This window comes from Nitrospirillum guaranorum (genome assembly GCF_034653275.1).
Classification (GTDB): Bacteria; Pseudomonadota; Alphaproteobacteria; order Azospirillales; family Azospirillaceae; genus Nitrospirillum.
This window is the reverse complement of the sequence record NZ_JAYEES010000002.1, coordinates 580,764-597,959: the sequence shown is the minus strand read 5'-3', so window position 1 is coordinate 597,959 and position 17,196 is coordinate 580,764. Positions and strand designations below refer to the sequence as shown.

16 protein-coding genes and 1 riboswitch are annotated in these 17,196 nt (G+C 70.6%); of the genes, 10 read left to right on the top strand and 6 right to left on the bottom strand.

Translation table 11 applies throughout. The features are described from left to right. Positions 1-11: 11 nt before the first annotated feature. Genes cbiE through cobM form a run of 3 tightly spaced genes read left to right on the top strand, consistent with a single transcriptional unit; the run spans position 12 to position 2,415 of the window. On the top strand, positions 12-1,235 hold the full coding sequence (cbiE, locus tag UAJ10_RS08250; RefSeq protein WP_322914908.1) for a precorrin-6y C5,15-methyltransferase (decarboxylating) subunit CbiE: 1,224 nt from the start codon (positions 12-14) through the stop codon (positions 1,233-1,235). Continuing rightward, entirely contained in the window at positions 1,232-1,657 is a 426-nt protein-coding gene (locus UAJ10_RS08245) for a cobalamin biosynthesis protein (RefSeq protein ID WP_322914907.1), read from the top strand. Before cbiE ends, UAJ10_RS08245 begins: the two co-directional genes overlap by 4 nt. After that, positions 1,654-2,415 (top strand): precorrin-4 C(11)-methyltransferase, encoded by a 762-nt coding sequence (gene cobM, locus UAJ10_RS08240; protein ID WP_322914906.1) that lies wholly within the window; start codon positions 1,654-1,656, stop codon positions 2,413-2,415. Before UAJ10_RS08245 ends, cobM begins: the two co-directional genes overlap by 4 nt. Here the strand turns inward: cobM and UAJ10_RS08235 are convergent. Beyond that, a complete protein-coding gene (locus UAJ10_RS08235; protein WP_416235349.1) occupies positions 2,394-3,536 on the bottom strand; it encodes a cobalt-precorrin-5B (C(1))-methyltransferase in 1,143 nt (380 codons plus the stop codon). The two genes, cobM and UAJ10_RS08235, sit on opposite strands and share 22 nt — an antisense overlap. On the opposite strand from UAJ10_RS08235, the gene cobA reads away from it, so the two are divergent. From cobA to UAJ10_RS08220, 3 genes are all read left to right on the top strand, one after another. Further along, positions 3,535-4,323 (top strand): uroporphyrinogen-III C-methyltransferase, encoded by a 789-nt coding sequence (gene cobA / locus UAJ10_RS08230; RefSeq protein ID WP_322914905.1) that lies wholly within the window; start codon positions 3,535-3,537, stop codon positions 4,321-4,323. The genes UAJ10_RS08235 and cobA overlap by 2 nt on opposite strands. Beyond that, positions 4,316-5,650, top strand: coding sequence for a cobyrinate a,c-diamide synthase (locus UAJ10_RS08225; RefSeq protein ID WP_322914904.1), 1,335 nt, complete (start codon positions 4,316-4,318; stop codon positions 5,648-5,650). Before cobA ends, UAJ10_RS08225 begins: the two co-directional genes overlap by 8 nt. 232 nt (positions 5,651-5,882) lie before the next feature. After that, complete coding sequence (locus tag UAJ10_RS08220) at positions 5,883-7,367, top strand: mannose-1-phosphate guanylyltransferase/mannose-6-phosphate isomerase (RefSeq protein ID WP_322914903.1); 1,485 nt, start codon at positions 5,883-5,885, stop codon at positions 7,365-7,367. Between the two features lie 281 nt (positions 7,368-7,648). On the opposite strand, the gene UAJ10_RS08215 is transcribed toward UAJ10_RS08220, so the two are convergent. Further along, the gene (locus UAJ10_RS08215) at positions 7,649-8,533 is read right to left on the bottom strand and encodes a LysR family transcriptional regulator (RefSeq protein WP_322914902.1); all 885 of its coding nucleotides are present in this window, start codon (positions 8,531-8,533) and stop codon (positions 7,649-7,651) included. Positions 8,534-8,652: 119 nt separating this feature from the next. Between UAJ10_RS08215 and UAJ10_RS08210 the strand changes: the two genes are divergently transcribed. Further along, complete coding sequence (locus UAJ10_RS08210; protein ID WP_322914901.1) at positions 8,653-10,182, top strand: proton-conducting transporter transmembrane domain-containing protein; 1,530 nt, start codon at positions 8,653-8,655, stop codon at positions 10,180-10,182. A 36-nt stretch (positions 10,183-10,218) separates the two neighbouring features. Further along, positions 10,219-12,597, top strand: a complete 2,379-nt coding sequence (locus tag UAJ10_RS08205; RefSeq protein ID WP_322914900.1) for a YbcC family protein — start codon at positions 10,219-10,221, stop codon at positions 12,595-12,597. A gap of 22 nt (positions 12,598-12,619) precedes the next feature. Here the strand turns inward: UAJ10_RS08205 and UAJ10_RS08200 are convergent, their stop codons facing one another. The 3 genes from UAJ10_RS08200 to UAJ10_RS08190 all read right to left on the bottom strand — a co-directional run bounded on the left by UAJ10_RS08200 (position 12,620) and on the right by UAJ10_RS08190 (position 14,627). Next, a complete protein-coding gene (locus tag UAJ10_RS08200; RefSeq protein WP_322914899.1) occupies positions 12,620-13,474 on the bottom strand; it encodes an EamA family transporter in 855 nt (284 codons plus the stop codon). Positions 13,475-13,568: 94 nt separating this feature from the next. Next, a complete protein-coding gene (locus tag UAJ10_RS08195; RefSeq protein ID WP_322914898.1) occupies positions 13,569-14,387 on the bottom strand; it encodes a CbtA family protein in 819 nt (272 codons plus the stop codon). A gap of 21 nt (positions 14,388-14,408) precedes the next feature. Next, on the bottom strand, positions 14,409-14,627 hold the full coding sequence (locus tag UAJ10_RS08190) for a CbtB domain-containing protein (RefSeq protein WP_322914897.1): 219 nt from the start codon (positions 14,625-14,627) through the stop codon (positions 14,409-14,411). Between the two features lie 54 nt (positions 14,628-14,681). Beyond that, positions 14,682-14,763: riboswitch (cobalamin riboswitch) on the bottom strand. Between the two features lie 60 nt (positions 14,764-14,823). Between UAJ10_RS08190 and UAJ10_RS08185 the strand changes: the two genes are divergently transcribed. Next, a complete protein-coding gene (locus UAJ10_RS08185) occupies positions 14,824-15,432 on the top strand; it encodes a histidine phosphatase family protein (protein ID WP_322914896.1) in 609 nt (202 codons plus the stop codon). Here UAJ10_RS08185 and UAJ10_RS08180 read toward each other — a convergent pair. Beyond that, positions 15,429-16,535 (bottom strand): threonine aldolase family protein, encoded by a 1,107-nt coding sequence (locus UAJ10_RS08180; RefSeq protein WP_322914895.1) that lies wholly within the window; start codon positions 16,533-16,535, stop codon positions 15,429-15,431. The two genes, UAJ10_RS08185 and UAJ10_RS08180, sit on opposite strands and share 4 nt — an antisense overlap. A gap of 233 nt (positions 16,536-16,768) precedes the next feature. Between UAJ10_RS08180 and folB the strand changes: the two genes are divergently transcribed. Further along, a complete protein-coding gene (folB, locus tag UAJ10_RS08175; protein WP_322914894.1) occupies positions 16,769-17,134 on the top strand; it encodes a dihydroneopterin aldolase in 366 nt (121 codons plus the stop codon). Positions 17,135-17,196: the final 62 nt, after the last annotated feature.

Genomic DNA, 17,196 nt, shown 5'->3' with positions numbered 1-17,196 from the left:
GTGTGCCGGCCATGACTAGCACCGGCACCCCCTGGCTGACCATCGTCGGCATTGGTGAGGATGGTTGGGACGGCCTGTCGCCAACCGCCCGCGCCGCCGTGACCGAAGCCGTGCTGGTGGTAGGAGGCATGCGCCATCTGGCCCTGGTGCCGGAGACGGCTGGACAGGAGCGCCTGGCTTGGCCTAGCCCGCTCAGCGACGCCTTTCCCGCACTGCTGGCCCGGCGCGGCCAGGCGGTGACCGTGCTGGCCAGTGGTGATCCCCAGTGGTTCGGCATCGGCGCCACCCTGGCCCGCCTGGTGCCGGCGGCGGAAACCCGCGTGTTGCCGGCAGCGGGCGCCTTCACCCTGGCGGCGTCCCGCCTGGGCTGGGCGCTGCAGGACGTGGCCTGCCTGTCGCTGCACGGCCGCCCGCTGGAGGCCGTCATCCCCCACCTGTTTCCCGGATCTAGGCTGCTGCTGTTGAGCTGGGATGGCGCCACGCCGGCCAAGCTGGCGGCCCTGCTGCGCGAGCGCGGCTTCGGCCCCAGCACCCTGACGGTGCTGGAGGCCATGGGCGGTCCGCGGCAGTGCGTGCACGCCGCGACGGCGGACGGCTGGAATGAGGGCGACATCCAGGACCTGAACACCATCGCGCTGACCTGCGCCATCACCCCTGGCGCCCGGGTTCTGCCGCGCAGCCCCGGGCTGCCCGATGACTGGTTCCAGCACGACGGCAAGATCACCAAGCGCGAGGTCCGCGCCGTGGTCCTGTCGCACCTGGCGCCGGGCCGGGGGGAGATGCTGTGGGACGTGGGCGCCGGGTCCGGATCCATCGCCATCGAATGGCTGCTGGCCGACCCCGCCAACCATGCCGTGGCGGTGGAGGACAGGGCCGACCGCATGGCCGCCATCCGCGCCAACGCCCTGGCCTGCGGCGTGCCCAACCTGGCGTTCCGCGAGGGGGCGGCACCCGACGCCCTGGCCGACCTGCCGCAACCGGATGCCGTCTTCATCGGTGGCGGCCTGACCGGCACCGGCGTGGTGGAGGCGTGCTGGCAGGCCCTGCGCCCCGGCGGGCGGCTGGTGGCCACGGCGGTAACGCTGGAGACGGAGGCAGCACTTTCCCACTGGCATGCCGCGCTGGGCGGGTCGCTGACCCGGCTGTCGGTGGAGCGGGCGGCACCCCTGGGGAATTTCCGCGGCTGGCGGCCCCTAATGCCCGTCACCCTGTGGCGTGTGGAAAAGCCGGCATGACCGTCCCTCCTGTTCCCCGCCTTCCAGCGCCCTGGGCCATCGGCATCGGCTGCCGCCGGGAAGTGAGCCCCGCCGAGATCCAGGATCTGCTGGCACAGGCGTTCAAGCACCTGGACTGGACCATGCCGCCGGGTGGCCTGGTACTCTGCACCCTGGCCGGCAGGGGGACGGAGCCGGCGCTGGTCCAGGCGGCGGACCGGCTGAAGGTGCCCTTGGCGGGCCTGGACCCCATCGACTTGCAGACCGTGACCATCCTCACCCCCAGCGCGGCACCCGGCCACGGCCTGCCCCCGGTGGCGGAGGCGGCGGCCCTGGTCGCCTGCGGCGCCCCCGGCAACCCGAACGCCCGCCTGGTCCTGCCCCGCATCCAGGGGCCGGCCAGCACATGCGCCGTGGCCTGTTCCGAAGGCATCATCCCATGACCGTGCATTTCATCGGCGCCGGCCCCGGCGCGCCCGACCTGCTGACCCTGCGCGGCCGCGACCTGATCGCCCGCTGCCCCGTCTGCCTTTATGCCGGGTCGCTGGTTCCGGCCGCCGTGTTGGCCCATGCCCCGGCGGATGCCCGTATCGTTGATACTGCCCCGCTGTCGCTGGCGGAAATCGTGGCCGAGTTCCGGGCGGCGCACGCGGCCGGCCAGGACGTCGCCCGCCTGCATTCCGGCGACCTGTCGGTCTACAGCGCCCTGGGCGAGCAGCTGCGGGCGCTGAAGGACCTGGGCATCCCCTACACCATCACACCGGGCGTGCCGGCCTTCGCCGCCGCCGCCGCCGCCTTGGGCCGCGAGCTGACCCTGCCCGAGGTCAGCCAGACCCTGGTCATCACCCGCACCAGCGGCCGGGCGTCGGCCATGCCGGCCAATGAGACGCTGGAGGTGCTGGGCCAATCCGGAGCCACGCTGGCCATCCATCTGTCCATCCATGCCATCGACGACGTGGTGGCGCGCCTGACGCCGCTGTACGGCGCGGACTGCCCGGCGGCGGTGGTCTATCGCGCCTCCTGGCCCGAGGAGCGCGTGTTGCGCGGCACCCTGGCGGACATCGGCGCCCAGGTGACCGCCAACCCCATCGAGCGCACGGCCCTGATCCTGGTGGGCAAGACGCTGGGGACGGAGGACTTTCGCGCCAGCGCGCTTTACGATGCCGGCTACCAGCGCCGCTATCGCGGGAGGGGGGAGTGAGCCTGGCCCACGGCACCAGCCTGCCCAATGATGCCGCCCTGGCGGTCGATGACGATCACGTCGACGGTGATGGGCGCACCTTCCAGCACCCGCAGCGCCACGGCGCGCGCCATCTCCGCCACCCGGTCCGCCACGGGCAACCCGGCGGCATCCGCCAGCTGCAGGACCTGCAGCGCCGTGTTGGCGCCACGCGCCTGCGCCACCAGGTCGGGCGCGGCCCCCAGGTCGGCCAGCACGCCGGCCAGCCAGTCCAGATCCACGGCGTGGCGCTTGGAATGCAGATCCATCAGGCCCTGGGCCAGCTTGCCCAGCTTGGCGAAGCCGCCGGCGATGGTCAGGTGTTGCACTGGATGACGCCGCAGGTATTTCAGCGTGCCGCCGGCGAAGTCGCCCATGTCCAGCAACGCCTGTTCCGGCAGGCCGTAGCGGCGTGTCACCGCCGCCTCCGACGTGCGGCCGGTGCAGGCGGCGACATGGGGCAGGCAGGCCGCCCGGGCCACGTCCACGCCCCGATGGATGCTGGCGATCCAGGCGCCGCAGGAATAAGGCACGACGATGCCGGTGGTGCCCAACACCGACAGGCCGCCAATGATGCCCAGGCGCGCGTTCATGGTGCGCCGGGCCAGCACTTCGCCATTGTCGATGCCAACCTCCACCACCAGGTCCGGCGGCCGGCCGGCGGCCTGGGCCACGGCGGTGACCGCCTCGCGGATCATGGCGCGGGGCACGGGGTTGATGGCGGGCTCACCCACCGGCAGCGGCAGACCGGGCAGGGTCACGGTGCCCACGCCGGGCCCGGCGCGGAAAGTGACGCCGCTGCCGGCCGGCCCCGCCATGACGCGAGCCCGCACCAGGGCGCCATGGGTCACGTCCGGATCGTCGCCCGCGTCCTTGATCACACCGGCTTGGGCCCAGCCCTCGCCGCGATTGGTGATGGCCAGGGCGAAGGCCGGCTGCTGTCCGCCGGGCAGGGTGATCGTCACCGGGTCCGGAAAATCACCGCCGAACAAGGCGGTCGCCGCCGCCGCCGCCGCCGCCGTGGCGCAGGCGCCGGTGGTCCAGCCGGGCCGCAGATTGCGCCCCTCCGTCCCTTCCGCATCGATATCGCCGTTCCCGTCCATGACTGACCTGACCCTACCGACCTTGGCCCTTCCCGATTTCCAGCCCGGCAGCGTCTGGCTGGTGGGGGCGGGGCCGGGCGATCCCGGCCTGCTGACGCTGCTGGCCTTGCATGCTCTACGCCAGGCGGATCATATCGTCTACGACGCGCTGGTGGACGAGCGCATCCTGGACATGGCCAACCCCGCCGCCGTGCGGGAATTCGCGGGCAAGCGCGGCGGCCGCCCCTCACCAGCGCAGGAGGACATCAGCCTGCGCCTGGTGGAGCTGGGACGGCAAGGCCTGCGCGTGCTGCGGCTGAAGGCGGGCGACCCCTTCGTCTTCGGCCGGGGGGGTGAGGAGGCGCTGGCCCTGGTGGCCGCCGGCCTGCCCTTCCGCGTGGTGCCGGGCATCACCGCCGGGCTGGCGGGCCCCGCCTATGCCGGCATTCCCGCCACCCACCGCACCGCCAACCAGGCCGTCATCCTGGTGACCGGCCAGTCGGCGGGTGACGGGCCGGACTGGGCGGCCCTGGCCGCCACCAGGGCGCCGCTGATCCTGTACATGGCATGGCGTGGCCTGGGTGGCATCGCCACCGCCCTGATGGAAGGCGGCTTGGCGGCCGACACCGCCGTGGCCGTCATCTGCGACGCCACCACCCCACGCCAGAAGGTGATGACCAGTACGCTGGCCAATTGCGCCCAGGACCTGGCGGACAGCGGCCTGGCGCCCCCCGCCATCATCGTCATCGGCGCCATCGCCGAATTGCGCGGCACCTTGGACTGGCTCGGGGTGACGTCCCATGGCTGAGTGCATCGCCCCGGGCCTCATCATCGCCTCGCCGGCCTCGGGCTCAGGCAAGACCACCCTGACCCTGGGCTTGCTGGCGGCCTTCCGCGCCCGGGGCGTGGACGTGCGCGCGGCCAAGTCGGGGCCGGATTACATCGATCCCGCCTTCCATGCCGCCGCCTGCGGCCACCCGAGCCTGAATCTGGACAGCTGGGCCATGGCACCGGCTTTGGTCGACGGGCTGGCGGCCCAGGCATCGGCGGGCGGCCAATTGCTGATCTGCGAAGCCCTGATGGGCTTGTTCGACGGCGTGGCCCGCGTCGGCGCCTGGGGCAACGGCGCCACGGCCGACCTCGCGGCCCGCGCCGGCTGGCCCGTGGTGCTGGTGGTGGACGGGCGCGGGGCGTCGCAATCGGTGGCGGCCGTGGTGAAGGGCTTCGCCACCTATCGCGACGATGTGCGCGTGGCCGGCGTGGTGCTGAACAACATCGCCAGCCCCCGCCACCGCGGCCTGATCGAGGGCGCCATCGACGCCCTGGGCATTCCGGTGCTGGGCGCCCTGCCCCGCACCCCCGGCCACGCCCTGCCGGAACGCCACCTGGGCCTGGTGCAGGCATCGGAAACCGAGGCGCTGGCCGAGCGGCTGGCGACCCTAGGCACCTGGGTGGAAAGCCATGTCGATCTGGATCGGCTGGCGGCGCTGGCCGTGCCCTACGCGCCAGCGCTCACCGGCGGCACGCCGGTCGCCCTGCCGCCGCCGGGGCAGCGCATCGCCCTGGCCAGCGACGCGGCCTTCAGCTTCGTCTATCCGCATGTGCTGGCCGGCTGGCGGGCGGCGGGGGCGGAGGTGATGCCCTTCTCCCCCTTGGCCGACCAGGCGCCCGACGCTGGCGCCGACGCGGTGGTGTTGCCCGGCGGCTATCCCGAACTGCATGCCGGCCGCTTGGCGGCGGCGGGCACCTTCAAGACCGGAATGCGGCGCCTGGCCACCCAGGGGGCGGCCATCTTCGGGGAGTGTGGCGGCTACATGACCCTGGGCGACGTGCTGGTGGATGCCGAGGGCCAGGCGCATGAGATGCTGGGCCTGCTGTCCGTCCAGACCAGCTTCGCCAAGCGCAAGCTGCACCTGGGCTATCGCCGGGTCACCGCCCTGGCCGACATGGCCCTGGGCCCGGCCGGCAGCCTTTTCCGCGGCCATGAATTCCACTACGCCAGCGTCCTGACCCCCGGCGCCGACGCGCCCCTGCTGACCGCCGAGGCCGCCGACGGCACCGACCTGGGCCCCCTGGGCAGCCGGCGGGGCCGCGTGGCGGGGTCCTTCCTGCACCTGATCGCGCGTGAGGGATAGCAGCGCCCTTCGTTGGAAAACCCTGCCCTAGGCCTGGAATCATCAATTCCCGGCCCACGCGATTCGGACTTTAATAGAGCTTATTTCGATTCTCAGGGCACAGCCCGCCTTATACGAATGAACACGTTAACATTAATTCTCATTCGGCGGCTTCGTAAGCTATTCCCCTTACAGCGACCTTGCAGCTATATTGTCCTAAATTGAGATATATATCCTTCAAAGGCATTTCATTATGGACAACGTGACAATTGGTGACAGTGGCGTTGGCTCAGAGGGCGATGTTGTTGCGCCATTGGGTCTTATCCAACCCGTCCTTTTGTCCGGGGGCGTCGGTTCGCGACTGTGGCCCTTGTCGCGCGAGCGCTATCCCAAGCAATTGCAAGCGATCCACGGCAACAAGTCGCTGATCCAAGACACTGCGCGGCGTGTGTCTGAAACGTCGCGATTCGCCATGCCCCTGATCATCTGCAACGAAGACCATCGTTTTATTATCGCGGAACAGTTCAGGGACATCGCCATCCAACCAGCGGCCATCATTCTGGAGCCCGTAGGTCGCAACACCACGCCGGCCGCCGCCGTAGCCGCCCTGGTCGCCTGCGACGCCAATCCGGATGCCATCCTGCTGCTGCTACCCGCCGACCATGCCATACTTGACCAGCCGGCCTTTCAGGCGGCGGTGACCAGCGCCCATCGCCTGGCCGCTCAGGGGCATCTCGTGACTTTCGGGATCAAGCCGCAATACCCTGAAACGGGCTACGGCTATATCCAGCGGGGTGCGCCCATTGAGGGCACAAGCGACGGTTTCGCCGTCGCCGCCTTCACGGAAAAGCCGGATCTGGCACGGGCGGAATCGTTTATCGCCAATAGCGATTATTACTGGAATAGCGGCATGTTCATGATGTCCGCGCGGCTCCTGGTCAAGGAACTGCGTCGGCATAGCCCGGAGACCCTGACCGCAGTGCGCGAGGCTCTGGACCTGGCCAAACGAGACTCGGATTTCCTCCGCTTGGACTCGGGCGCCTTCGCAAAGGCCCCTAACCTGTCCATTGATTACGCCATTATGGAAAAGACGGACAAGGCGGCCATGGTGGCCGCCGATATTGGTTGGACGGATGTCGGCACTTGGTCGGCGATTTGGGACATCAGCGCTAAGGATGAGAACGGCAACGCGACCGTCGGCACCGTCATGCATGTCGATGCGAAGAACACCTATGTACGCTGTGACGACGGCCGCGTGGCGGCTGTCGTGGGGGTGGACGATGTCATCCTGGTCACCACTGACGACGCTGTCCTTCTGGTGCACCGCGACCGCGCGCAAGACGTGAAGCATGTGGTTGACGCGCTGAAACGCGAAAAGCGTACCGAATACTTAGAGCACCGCAAAGTCCATCGCCCCTGGGGGTCCAGCCAAGGCCTGCTATCGGGTCACCGATATGAGGTGAAGCGCTTATCGGTAAAGCCCGGGGGCAAACTGTCGCTGCAAAAGCACCACCACCGGGCGGAGCATTGGGTGGTAGTCAGCGGTACCGCCTTGGTGACCAGGGACGGTGAAGAGCTTCTGGTACGGGAGAACGAGTTTGTCTATCTGCCCTGCGGCAGCGTCCATCGGCTGGAAAACCCGGGCAAGCTGCCGTTGGAACTGATAGAAGTCCAGTCTGGCGCCTATCTGGGCGAAGACGACATTGTGCGCCTGGACGATAGCTACGGCCGATTGTAACCCATCTGGCCAGTTTCAACACCATCACCCCGGCGGCGATGGGGCAGGCGGCGAGCCCCTCTTTTCCTTCAGTATCAGGCAGCTCAGCGGTGCCGAACAGAATGAGCTTCATTAGCGCAGGGCTGCGGTGGTAGCCCTGCTGCAGAGCAGTGCCCACAAGTGCCAGCACAGCGGCTTATGATCGACGACACCGACCCTGGGCAGCCGGCGGGGCCGCGCGGCGGGGTCCTTCCTGCACCTGGTCGCTAGGGGCTGACGGCCAAGGAACCGCCGGACTTTCCTCAGCCCCTGGTCAACAACTCCGCCAGCAGCGGGTTGGGGAAGCGGCGCTCCAGCGTCACGGCCAGGAAACTTTCGACCACGGTGGGCAGACGCCCGGCCTCCACCAGGTGGCCGCTGCCCAGCTCATCCCGCACCACGATGGGGGGGATGACGGCCAAGCCGGCATCCTCACGCACCATGAGGCGGATCATGGCCATGTCGTCCACCTCGGCCGCGATGCGCACCGAGATGCCCAGCTGCGCCACCAGCGCATCGAACGTCGCCCGCAGCGCAGTCTCCAGCGTGGGTAGGATCAGGGGGTGGCGGGTCAGCAGCATGGCCAGAGAAAGGTCATTCCCTGGGGTGGCGCGCAGCCGGGCCGGCGTGCCGATGAGGCTGACCGCCTGCTCATCCAGGCGATGGATCAGGTAGGGGCTGGCGGCGTCGCGCGGCGGGGCCAGGTTCGTCAGGACCACGTCCAGGGCCAGGCTGTCCAGGCCGCGCAGCAGTTCTCCTTGCGAGCCGGAGCGCAGCACGATCTCCACATCCGGCCGGCCCAGCAGCGGCCGCAGGAAGCCGATCTGGAAATTGCGCGACAGGGTGGCGAGCGCCCCGACGCGCAGCGCGCGCTGTCCGCCCCCGGCGTTGCGCAGGGTGGCGGACAGATCCTCCGCCAAACGGAAGATCGCCCCCGCGTGGTCCAGCGCGATGCGCCCCGCCTCCGTCAGGATCAGGCCGCGTCCCCGGCGCTCGAACAGGTCGTGGCCCAGGCTGTCTTCCAGCGTGCGCAGTTGGGTCGACAGGGCGGAGGGGGAAAGGTTCAGCTGCCGCGCGGCGCCGGTCACGGTGCCCTCGCTGGCGACGGCCCGAAAGAGGCGCAGGTGATGCAGGTTGAGCGAGGCCATGCCTGGATAATTCCATTAAATAGAATGAATATCCATAAAAGATGTAATTTTCTGCAACTCGCGTAAGCGCTATCTCCTGGCTGCTGTCCAATCCTGGGCCGCGTTTCCTGGAGAGTTCGATGCCGTTGTCGAGCCTTGCCCCGGCCGTGCTGCTGGCTGCGGCAGTCATCGCCCTGCTGCGCCCCGGCCGGCGCCCCAAGCCCATCCCCGCGATCGCCGAGGGCGCGGCGTTGGCCGCCTTGGCGCTGTGCCTGGCCGGCGCGACACGGTTCGCGTTCCAGGGGGCGGGGAATGACGGGCCGCTGCTGCGCCTGGATGTCGTCAACGCCCTGGTGGCGCCGGCAGTCGCCTTCATCGGTTGGGTGGTGACCCGCTACAGCCGCACCTACCTGGACGGCGCCGCGCGCGAAGGGCGGTTCCATGCCCTGATGCTGACGGCCCTGGGCCTGGTGCTGCTGCAGGTGCAGGCCGGCAGCCTGGCGCTGCTGGTGCCGGCGCTGGCGGCCATCGGCCTGGTGCTGCGCCAGTTGCTGCTGTTCTTCCCGGATCGGGCGCCGGCGCGGCGCGCGGCCGCGAAGTTCACCCTGGTCTGGGGGGCCGGCGACGCCGCGCTGATCCTGGCCACCGGCTTGCTGTGGCTGGCCTATGGCACCATGGACATCGCGACGATCGAGGCGGCCGCCCGGACGGCGCCGCTTTCCCCGGCGGCGCAAGGGGCCGCCGGCCTGCTGGTCCTGGCCGCCCTTCTGAAGACGGCGGCCTTCCCCCTGCACGGCTGGCTGACCGAGGTGATGGAGGCGCCGACGCCCGTGTCGGCCCTGTTGCATGCCGGCATCATCAACAGCGGCGGTCTGCTGCTGATCCGCCTGGCGTGGCTGGTCCAGGCCAGTCCAGGGGCCATGGCGGCGCTGGTGATGCTGGGTGGCTTCATGGCCCTGTTCGGCGCCCTGGTCATGCTGACGCAAAGTGCCGTCAAGACGGCGCTGGCCTGGTCCACGGTCGCGCAGATGGGCTTCATGCTGCTGCAATGCGGGCTGGGCCTGTGGCCGGTGGCGATGCTGCACATCCTGGCGCACTCGCTCTACAAGGCGCATGCCTTCCTGTCCTCCGGTGGGGCCATCGGCGCGGTGCAGGCCACCCGGCGCCCCGGTCCCGTGGCGACCCCCGGCTTAGGCGCGGTGATCCGCGCCTTCCTGCTGGCGCTGGCCCTCTACGGCCTGGCCGCCGTTGGCTTCACCCTGCTGGCCGGGCCCAAGTCGCCGCAGGCGCTGGCCCTGGGCCTGATCCTGGTGTCCGGCGTCGCCTATCTGGTGGCGCAAGGGCTGGCGGATGCCGCACCCCGGGCCTTGACCCAGCGCACGCTGGTCGCCTCCACCGCGGTCACCCTCTCCTACTTCGGGCTGCAGGCCCTGGCGGTGCACGCGGCCGGCGGCACCCTGCCCGCCCCGCCGGTGGCGGGCGCGCTGGAATGGGCGCTGATCGGGCTGACCGTCACCTCCTTCTGCGCCGTGGCGGTGGCGCAGGCGCTGTTCCCCCACTGGGCGCACCATCCGGCGGCGGCGGGCCTGCGGGTCCACATCGCCAACGGGTTCTACCTCAACGCCGCCTTCGATCGGCTGATCGGCGGCTTCCGCACCGTCCGGTCCTGATGATCGCCCAAACCATCCTTCTGGGAGACCACCCCCGTGTTCCATGATCAGCTCGACATCGCGCCGGCACCGGCCAAGGCCCTGTTCGCGGCGGCCGAGGCGGCGATGCGCGCCATCCCGCCGGCCTTCCCCCTGGACGCCACCGTGGCCGTCAACCCCTTCCTGGGCCAGACGGGCGAAGATTTGGCGCAGGCCGCCGCCCGGCTGGCCCGCGTCGCCGGGGTCCGCCTGACCCGCGACCGCCAGGACTATGCCGCCATGATCGCCGCGGGGGAGATCACCGCCGGTGACCTGGCGGCGGCACTGGCCGCCTGCCCCCATGCGGCCAAGCCGGCCGACGTGGCCGCCCTGACGGCGCTGGCGCGCCAGGGCCAGCCCGCCCCGCAGGCGCTGCCCACCATCGCGGATCTGGCGGCGCGCGCCACCGGCACCGACTGGCCGGCGATCATCAATCGCTGCGTGGGACTGTGTGCGGCGGGTCATTTTGACCGGGGTCAGGCCCTGTGGACGCCGGCCCCGGGATCGTCGGCCTTCACCGCCTGGCGGGAATGGGCGACCCATGACCTGACGCCCGAACTGGCCGGCCTGACGGGTTTCTGCCGCCATGTCGCCAACTGCCCCGACACCCCCGGCCGCGCCCTGCTGCGCGCCGCCGCCGCGCTGAACCTGACGGCCGAGGCGGCAGTGACAACCTTCCACCGGCTGCTGATCGACCTTGGGGGCTGGGCCCAGCATGCGCGCTGGCTGCAATGGCGGGCCGAATTGGCGGGCGAGAGCGACGGCACGCTGGCCGACCTGCTGGCGATCCGCCTGGTGTGGGAGGAGGCCCTGCTGGCCCACGTGCCCGCGGTGGCCCCGGCGTGGGCTGAGGTTCTGGCCGCCCACGCGCGGCCGGTGGCGCCGGACGCCGACCTGGTGGCCGACACCATCCTGCAGCAGGCGGCGGAAATGGCCTATCAGCGGGGGCTGGACACCGTGCTGCGGGGAGCCGGCGCAGCGGCACCCCAGGATCGGCCCGTGATGCAGGCCGCGTTCTGCATCGACGTGCGCTCCGAACCGTTCCGCCGGGCCCTGGAAAGCCTGGACACCGGCATCGGCACGCTGGGGTTCGCCGGCTTCTTCGGCCTGCCCGTGGACCACCAGCCGGCGGCGTCCGACCTGAGGGAGGCGCGGCTGCCCGTCCTGTTACCGCCCCTCCTGCGCTCGGGCGTCCCCCTGGCGCCCGTCCAGGACCGGCAGCGGCGCATCGCCGCCCGCTCCGCCCGCGCCCTTGGGCGGTTCCGCCAGGCGGCGGTATCCTCCTTCGCCTTCGTGGAGTCGGCGGGCCCCCTGTACGCCGTGAAGCTGCTGCGCGACGCTCTGGGGCTGGGTCGGGCACGGGGAACCGACCCGGCGCCGGCCTTCACGCCCGCCCTGCCGGCGGATGTGAAGGCGGCGACCGCGGCACAGGTGCTGAAAGCCATGTCGTTGACCCAGGGACATGCGCGCCTAGTGCTGCTGATCGGCCATGGGGCGACGCTGCACAACAACCCGCACCACAGCGCCTATCACTGCGGCGCCTGCGGCGGCCATCAGGGCGATGTTTCCGCCCGCCTGCTGGCCGGCCTGCTGAACGATCCGGAGACGCGGGCGGGCTTGCCGGCCCATGGTGTCGAGCTGCCGGCCGACACCTTGTTCCTGGCCGGCCTGCATGACACGGTGACCGACCGCGTCACCCTTTATACCGATGGCGCCGGCCGCGACCATGAGGCCGACATCCGCCGGGCGCGCGACTGGCTGGAACGGGCGGGGCGCCAGGTGCGCCTGGAACGGGCGACACGCCTTCCCGGCGCCAGCGCGGCGTCGCTGCCGGCCCGGGCCTACAACTGGGCGGAAATTCGGCCGGAATGGGGGCTGGCCGGGTGTGCCGCGTTCGTCGCAGCCCCGCGCGCCGTCACCGCCTCGGGCGACCTTAAGGGCCGGGCGTTTCTGCATTCCTACGACTGGCGGTCGGATCGCGACTTCGCCACCCTGGAATTGATCCTGACGGCGCCGGTGGTGGTGGCCAGCTGGATCAGCCTGCAATATTACGGGTCGGCTGTGGCGCCCGCGCTGTTCGGTGGCGGGGACAAGCTGATCCACAATGTCACCGCCGGCATCGGCGTGGTGGAGGGCAACGGCGGCATGCTGCGCACCGGCCTACCCTGGCAGGCGGTCCATGACGGGGAAAGGCTGGCCCACGCGCCCCTGCGCCTGTCGGTGCTGGTGGAGGCGCCGCGGCACGCCATCGCCGAGGTGCTGGCCCGCCACGACCAGGTCCGGGCGCTGTTCGACAACGGCTGGCTGACCCTGTTCGCCCTGGAACACGGGCGCATCGCCGCGCGCTGGCATCGCGACACCGGCTGGGACGAGGCCGGGCTGGCCCGGGCGGCCTGACGCGCCCCCTCGGACGCCTGCCTCAGGCCAAGCGCAGCACCATGGCGCCCACGGCGATGAGGCAGGCGGCGGCCAAGCGGCGGGGGCCCACCCGTTCCTTCAGCACCAGGCCGGCGATGGCGGTACCGAACAGGATGGAGCTTTCACGCAGGGCGGCGATGACGGCCACCGGCGCCACGGTCATGGCCCAGAGCGCCAAGCCGTACGAGATCAGGGTGCCGGCGCCGCCCGCCAAGCCACGCGGCCATTGGCGGATGACGTGCTGCAGGAATGTCCGGCGCCGGGCCAGCAACGCCCAAGCCACCAGCGGCAGGCCGTTGAGCAAGACACCCCACAGCACATAGGACGCTGGCGCACCCGACAAGCGCACGCCGTGGCCGTCGACCAGGGTGTAACCAGCGATGACCACGGCGGTCAGCAGAGCCAACCGGGTGCCGCCGGCGCCCCCGCCCGTAGGATTCGACCCGCCGCGCCGGCCCATCCAGGCCATGCTGAGGATGCCGGCGCAGATCACACCCACCCCCAGCAGGGCAGGAAGGGACAGCGCCTCATGCAGCCACAGCCCACTGGCCAGCGCCACCAGCAGGGGCGCCGTCCCCCGCATCAGGGGATAGGTCTGGCTCATATCCGCCACGTGATAGGCCCGCGCGACCAGGGTCAGGTAAAGGATTTGCAGGATGCTGGACGTCGCCAGGTAGGGCCAGCTTTCCACCGCCGGCAGGGGCAGGAAGGGCAGCGTCACGATGGCGATGAGCGCCGCGCCCCCCGCCACCAGGACGGCGGCCATCAGCTTGTCCCCGGCGCCCTTGACCAAGGCGTTCCAGGTGGCGTGCAGCAGGGCCGCGAACAGGACGATGGCGAAGACGGCGATGGACATGGGGCGGAGCGATCCTGCGCAGGGACCGTTCCTTTCTACGGTCGGCGGCGGACCGCTGTCACCGACCGGTCATGAATGGCTGCCCGGCGTGACATCAGAACAGCGCTGGCCGGTCACCCCGGCGCTGAGCCTGAAGGTCGCGGGACAGCGCCCGTTCGCACAACCAGCCATAGCCCAGGCCCAAGGCGGCCCAGAGGGTGGCGTGGATGCCCCAGGAGGCGATGCGGAAGCGCCACAGCAGCTGGGCGGGGAAGGCGTCAGGCACCTCGTTCACCTCGGGCAGCGCGTACCCCGCCACGGCCATGACCGCCAGGAACAGGGCGCCGCCGGCGAGGGCGGCGTTCCAGCCTCCCCAGCGGGCGGCCAGCCGGCGGGCGGTGACCACGGCCGCCACCATGGCGGCGACGGACAGGATCAGCAGGACGAAGAACAGGGCGGTGCGCTGCTGGATGGTGTCGGGATCGCCCACCGCCGGCGGATTGGCGGGATACTTGAAGGCCGGCACCAGCACCACGGCCAGGAAGCCCAGCAGGGCCAGCACGGCAGCCAGGCCGCGCGGCCCCAGGGCGCCCATGCGGCCCTGGGCGTAGGCGTAGATCAGGGCGAACAGCCCGCCCACGGAGGCGCCGTAGACCAGCAACCCGGTCAGCAGGCCCCAGCCGCCTTGGGTGCCGCGGCTGAACAGCTCTTCTTCCTCATCACCCGCCGCCTCCGCGCCATGGTGATGATGGCCGTGCCCGCTTGCGGCCGCGTCAGGGGAGACGGCCTGGTCATGGTGCTCATGACCATGGGCCGCCTCAAAGGCGATGGCGCGTTCGACCGGTGGCTCGCCGATCAGCGTGGCCACGCCGAAGGCGAGCAAACCCGCCAGGATGCCGATGAGCATCCCGCGGGCGAGATAAATTCCAACCATGATGGCGAGGGTCCGCCCGCCTCAGTGGCAGGGGAAGCCCAGCAGGTGGCGGGCGTCGTGCACGAACTCATGCACCTCACGGCCCTGGATCAGGGAGGTGGCGCCCTGCTCCGCCCCCACGAAATAGACCATCAGCACCAGCAGCAGGCCACCGAACACGGCCCAGGGCAGCAGTTCGGCGGCGGAGATCACGGGCAGGGCGACGGCGGGGGTGCCGGAATGGGTGGCGGCGTGGGCCATGAAAAACGCTCCCTGGGATTACGCGTCCCGTATGCGGTCAATCTGTGCGACGGAGGGTCTGGCTTCCGCACGCCCCAAAAGGCTGGGACTCGCGGTTACAGTGGCGCGACCGTGCCGGATTTGCACCGGCTTCCCCCGTGCGCGGGCGATCCTGAGATGGTAGGGAGGGGCGGCACCGCGTTCAAGGACTATCTCGATGACCGCCCCCGATGTGATTGGCCGCCTGACACTGCTGGCCCACGCCCCCACCCGGGCGCAGCGCGACGCCGTCTTTCCCAGACCGGATGAGGGGGCGGAAGACGCGGGCCTGGCCCAGGCCGCCCTGCTGGCGGAGGTGCGCGCCTTGCGCAAGGTCGACCGCCTATGGATGGCGCCGGAGACCCGCACCCGGCAGACCGCCGCAACACTGGCCGACGCCCTGGACGTGGAGGCGCACGAGGACACGGCGCTATCCGACCTGGACGTGGGCGCCTGGCAAGGCCGCAGCCTGGCCGAGCTATCGGCCCATGAGGCGGACGCTGTCGGCGCCTGGCTGAGCGACCCGGAGGCCAAGCCCCACGGGGGCGAGTCGCTGGCGCAACTGCGGGACCGGGTAGTAGCGTGGCTGGGGCACGCGGCACGGGAAGGACATACCTTGGCCGTGACCCACCCGGCCGTCATCCGCATGGCGGTGGGCCTGGTGCTGGACGCGCCGCCGGCCGCCTTCTGGCGGCTGGACATCACGCCGCTGTCGCTGACCGACCTGCGCTGGCACCGGCGCTGGGCCGTGCGCGCGATGGGGGTTGATGTGCGGGAATACCGTTAGGCGCCGGCCAGCCGGGCGAAGTAGGACAGCACCTGGGCGTTGTCGAGGCCCAGCAGGGTATCGCCGACATACAGCTCCGTCACGCTCCAGCCCGGCACGTCGGTGGGGCGGATTTCCCCCGCCACCCAGCGGCCGTCGCCGCTGGCGATGGCATCCCGCGTCTCCGCCACCACCTCCGCCGGGCGGTCGAAGAAGATGTGCAGCATGTTGGTCTGCGGCACGGCGGGATTCAGACGGATGCCGGGAATGCCGGCCAGACCCGCCGCCAGGTCCAGCGCGCGGCGGTAGCAGGCGTCCATCTGGGCCAGCCGCGTCTCGAACCGCATGGCGGCGGTGGCCACCATGGGGCTCTGCCGCACCAATGTGCCCCCCAGGCGCCGCTGCCACAGCCGGGCGTTGGCAACGAAATCGACGTCGCCCGCCAGCACCGCGCCGGCGATGCCGCCGATGCCCTTGTAAACCGAGACGTAGACGGAGGCGAAGCCGGCGGCGATCTCGGCATAGCTGCGGCCGTAATAGGCGCGACTTTCCCACAGACGGGCGCCGTCCATGTGCAGCGGCAGCTGGCGCGATCGCGCCAACTCCTTCAGGGCCTGCAACTCATCCCAATCCGGCAGCTGCCCGCCGATCTCACGCAGGGGCAGCTCCACCAGCAGGCAGGCCAGCGGCTGGGACACGGCCGCCAGGTCGCGGGCCAGGATGGGCCGGCGGCGATCCCCCACCGGCACGCCGTGGAAATTGAACAGGGCCTGGTAGGCCTCCTCCTCATGCAAGGCCAGGTGGGAGGTGTGGGGCATGCCGAAGCGGGGCACGCCGCTGACCTCCGTCCACAGCCGCATGGCGATCAACTGGGCCATGACGCCGCTGGGCATGAAGGCCGCCGCCTCCTTGCCCAGCAAGCCCGCCACCGTGCCCTCGAACGCGGTCAGCAGATCACCCTGGCCGTATTGGTCATGGGTGACGCCGTTCGCGTCGCACCAGTCGGCCACGGCCCGGAACTCCTCCGCCGGGGTCAGGGTACGGAAGCCGGGGAAGACAACGGGGCAATCCAGGCGCAAACGCTGGCGGTGGGCGGCGAGAGTCCCGGCTGGGGCGGCAGGCATGGGCATACGATCCGGTTTCACGGGAGAACCCGCTGGGGGGATGGCCATAAGGATGGAGAAGGCCACCCTGCGACGGCGCCTTCCCCGGCGCAACGGCCAAATCACATGCCCACATTTATGCCACAGCGCCGGCGGGGCAAGACGTAACGGAACGGCGTGACAGCGCCCCGGGGAAAGGGCAGCCTGTGCCGGGCCCAGCGGCGTCGACCCCGGCCTTGAGAGGAAGCCACCCCATGACCGACCACATCCTGGTCCATCGCATCGCCATCTACGCCCATCACGGTCTGACGGCGGAGGAGGCCAAGCTGGGCCAGCGGTTTTTTATCTCGCTAGACTGCACGCTGGACCTGTCGGTGGCGGGCAAGGCCGACGATTGGGATTTGAGCGTGTGTTACGCCAAGCTGACGGCGGCCACCACACGGGTGGCCACCGCCCGGCGCTTCATGACCATCGAGGCGGTGGCGGAGGCGGTGGCCGGCACCTTGCTGGATGAATTCCCCCGCATCGACACCATCACGGTGCAGGTGGACAAACCCTCCGCCCCCGTTCCCGCCATCATCGACGGCGTGTCGGTGCGCATCAGCCGGGGACGAGGATAACTCACCCAAGCGTCCCTCGGATGCGGATGAGGCGGGACCCAACGGCCCCGCCCCTTCCGTGA

What these genes read in the sequence shown, in the direction of transcription:
- cbiE (WP_322914908.1), top strand. Translation starts at nt 12, where the DNA reads ATGACTAGCACCGGCACCCCCTGGCTGACCATCGTCGGCATTGGTGAG.
- UAJ10_RS08245 (WP_322914907.1), top strand. Translation starts at nt 1,232, where the DNA reads ATGACCGTCCCTCCTGTTCCCCGCCTTCCAGCGCCCTGGGCCATCGGC.
- cobM (WP_322914906.1), top strand. Translation starts at nt 1,654, where the DNA reads ATGACCGTGCATTTCATCGGCGCCGGCCCCGGCGCGCCCGACCTGCTG.
- cobA (WP_322914905.1), top strand. Translation starts at nt 3,535, where the DNA reads ATGACTGACCTGACCCTACCGACCTTGGCCCTTCCCGATTTCCAGCCC.
- UAJ10_RS08235 (WP_416235349.1), bottom strand. Translation starts at nt 3,536, where the DNA reads ATGGACGGGAACGGCGATATCGATGCGGAAGGGACGGAGGGGCGCAAT.
- UAJ10_RS08225 (WP_322914904.1), top strand. Translation starts at nt 4,316, where the DNA reads ATGGCTGAGTGCATCGCCCCGGGCCTCATCATCGCCTCGCCGGCCTCG.
- UAJ10_RS08220 (WP_322914903.1), top strand. Translation starts at nt 5,883, where the DNA reads ATGGACAACGTGACAATTGGTGACAGTGGCGTTGGCTCAGAGGGCGAT.
- UAJ10_RS08215 (WP_322914902.1), bottom strand. Translation starts at nt 8,533, where the DNA reads ATGGCCTCGCTCAACCTGCATCACCTGCGCCTCTTTCGGGCCGTCGCC.
- UAJ10_RS08210 (WP_322914901.1), top strand. Translation starts at nt 8,653, where the DNA reads ATGCCGTTGTCGAGCCTTGCCCCGGCCGTGCTGCTGGCTGCGGCAGTC.
- UAJ10_RS08200 (WP_322914899.1), bottom strand. Translation starts at nt 13,474, where the DNA reads ATGTCCATCGCCGTCTTCGCCATCGTCCTGTTCGCGGCCCTGCTGCAC.
- UAJ10_RS08195 (WP_322914898.1), bottom strand. Translation starts at nt 14,387, where the DNA reads ATGGTTGGAATTTATCTCGCCCGCGGGATGCTCATCGGCATCCTGGCG.
- UAJ10_RS08190 (WP_322914897.1), bottom strand. Translation starts at nt 14,627, where the DNA reads ATGGCCCACGCCGCCACCCATTCCGGCACCCCCGCCGTCGCCCTGCCC.
- UAJ10_RS08185 (WP_322914896.1), top strand. Translation starts at nt 14,824, where the DNA reads ATGACCGCCCCCGATGTGATTGGCCGCCTGACACTGCTGGCCCACGCC.
- UAJ10_RS08180 (WP_322914895.1), bottom strand. Translation starts at nt 16,535, where the DNA reads ATGCCTGCCGCCCCAGCCGGGACTCTCGCCGCCCACCGCCAGCGTTTG.
- folB (WP_322914894.1), top strand. Translation starts at nt 16,769, where the DNA reads ATGACCGACCACATCCTGGTCCATCGCATCGCCATCTACGCCCATCAC.